1 protein-coding gene and 1 pseudogene are annotated in these 2206 nt (G+C 37.7%); both read left to right on the top strand.

The annotated features are described in order from the left end of the window. Positions 1–92 precede the first annotated feature (92 nt). Positions 93–2024, top strand: a complete 1932-nt coding sequence (locus ABZC96_RS09780; RefSeq protein ID WP_373030806.1) for a thioredoxin domain-containing protein — start codon at positions 93–95, stop codon at positions 2022–2024. Then, positions 2024–2206: pseudogene (locus tag ABZC96_RS09775) on the top strand (FAD:protein FMN transferase); the annotation flags it as partial. The gene ABZC96_RS09780 and the pseudogene ABZC96_RS09775, both read left to right, overlap by 1 nt.

Raw genomic sequence — 2206 nt, 5'->3', positions numbered from 1 at the left:
GTATTCTATTGTACTATTTGTGTATAAGGTGTGTAATAGTAACCAAAGTTGAATAATAAAAACTAAACAAGTATTACATTTAAAGGTCAAAAATGGCAAATCATCTCAAAAATGAGCACTCACCCTACTTACAGAAGCATTGTGAGAACCCTGTGGACTGGTACCCTTGGGGAGAAGAAGCATTTGAAAAAGCACGTAAAGAGAACAAAGCTATCTTTCTTTCTATAGGATACAGTTCTTGTCACTGGTGTCATGTAATGGAGGATGAGTCTTTTAAAGATGATGCGACAGCGAAGATATTGAATGAACATTTTGTTGCCGTAAAGGTAGACAGAGAAGAACGTCCCGACATTGACAAACATTTTCAAGAAGTCTATCAGCTGATGAACCAACGCCCAGGTGGATGGCCAACTTCCATCTTTTTAACGCAAGAGCAGAAACCTTTCTACTCTGCTACCTATATACCTGATGAACCTCGCTATGGTATGATGAGCTTTTCAAGTCTACTGGAGGTCATTGCTGACAAATATACAAAAGAAAAAGATCTTCTGACAGAAAAAGCTGATGAGATACTCCGCTTTCTTAATCCAAAAGAAGACAAGATACAAGCCACGAAACTGGACCTAAGTATCATCAATAGAGTCGCAGACCAAGCCAAACAACTGTTTGACAATAAAAATGGCGGCTTTAACAAAGCACCTAAATTTCCTCAAGCTTCTATGCTTGACTTACTTTTAGATGTTTACCGTATCACAGGAGACAAAGAGACACGTAATATGTCACTTCATTCTCTTACTTCTATGGCAAAAGGTGGTTTAAGAGACCTTGTAGAAGGCGGTTTTTGCCGTTATTCTACAGATAATGAATGGCTTGTACCGCATTTTGAAAAGATGACTTACGATAATGCCCTGCTTTCAGAAGTCTACCTTAAAGCCTATCATGTAAGTGGAGATGATTTTTACAAGTCAGTTGCTTTTGAAACCATAGACTTCATGATGGAAAATATGAGTGAAAATGCTCTCTTTTACTCTGCTTCTGACGCGGATACAGAAGGTGAAGAGGGAAAATACTTTGTCTACACCTATGAAAAAGCTTTAAAATCTTTTGAGAAAGCTGGTATACCTACTAAAGAACATACTGCACTTGCTGAGGCACTGCATATTACAGCAGAGGGAAATTTTGAAGGTAAGAACATCGTTCGCATAGATGATCCTGCCCATAATGATATCCCTTACTACGAAGAAGCTATAGAAGCACTCAAAAAGCGCAGAGAAAAACGTATCCACCCTTTTATAGACAAAAAAGTACTTGTTTCATGGAATGCCATGATGATCAAAAGTCTTTTCAAAGCAAGTCGTGTAGACAATACGTATCTTCAACCAGCTATCAAGTCACTGGATGCATTACTTGAGAGTATGTATATCAACTCTGAGCTCTTTCACTCTACACTTATGGGTAAAAAACCCAAAATCAAAGCATTCTTGGAAGATTATGCCTATCTAGCAGAAGTGCTTATAGAAGCATATCAGAGTACACTCAATGAAACATACCTGATCACAGCAACTAAACTTACGAACTCGGCCATAGAGAAGTATTTTATTCAAGGTAAATGGAAATTTTCCCGTGGAGAGTTTGAAACCAATGCAGACATTTATGACAGCTCTTACCCTTCATCAGTGGCGACCATGCTCTCCGTACTTTACAGTATCTCCTCTTTAGTGGATGTTGTGTATAAAAAGTTTGTTTTTAAAACATTGGAGATCTACTCTTATGATGTTATGCGCCAACCCATCTCTACACCGCGCATGAGCCGGATGGTAATACGTTATCTCAAAGATGATGTTATCATTAAAGCCAAAGAAGATACACTTAAAACATATATAAAAGACCTAGACACCCTTCCTCACCCTTTCTCACTCTTGAAAAATGACACCAATGATGGTTTTATGCTCTGTAATTCCAGCAGTTGTTTTGGGCATGAAAAAGATTTTAAAGGAATCATAGAAATTTTAGAGAAGCGTTAATGCAACTTCTCTTTGTTTCTTTATTCCCTTTATTTTTACTAGCACAAGAGGGATTGCAAACACGTACACAAGTACTTATGGGTACCTTTGTAAGCATCTCATTACCTCAAAAATATAACCAGGAAATCACTAAGTCCTTTGAACTTTTAAAGCGTATCGAAGATTCTCTCTCTACCTATGAT

The organism is Sulfurovum sp. (assembly GCF_041551015.1).
GTDB lineage: Bacteria > Campylobacterota > Campylobacteria > Campylobacterales > Sulfurovaceae > Sulfurovum.
The sequence above is the reverse complement of the archived record's forward strand: the minus strand, read 5'-3'. Positions and strand labels throughout refer to the sequence as shown.

What these genes read in the sequence shown, in the direction of transcription:
- ABZC96_RS09780 (WP_373030806.1), top strand. Translation starts at nt 93, where the DNA reads ATGGCAAATCATCTCAAAAATGAGCACTCACCCTACTTACAGAAGCAT.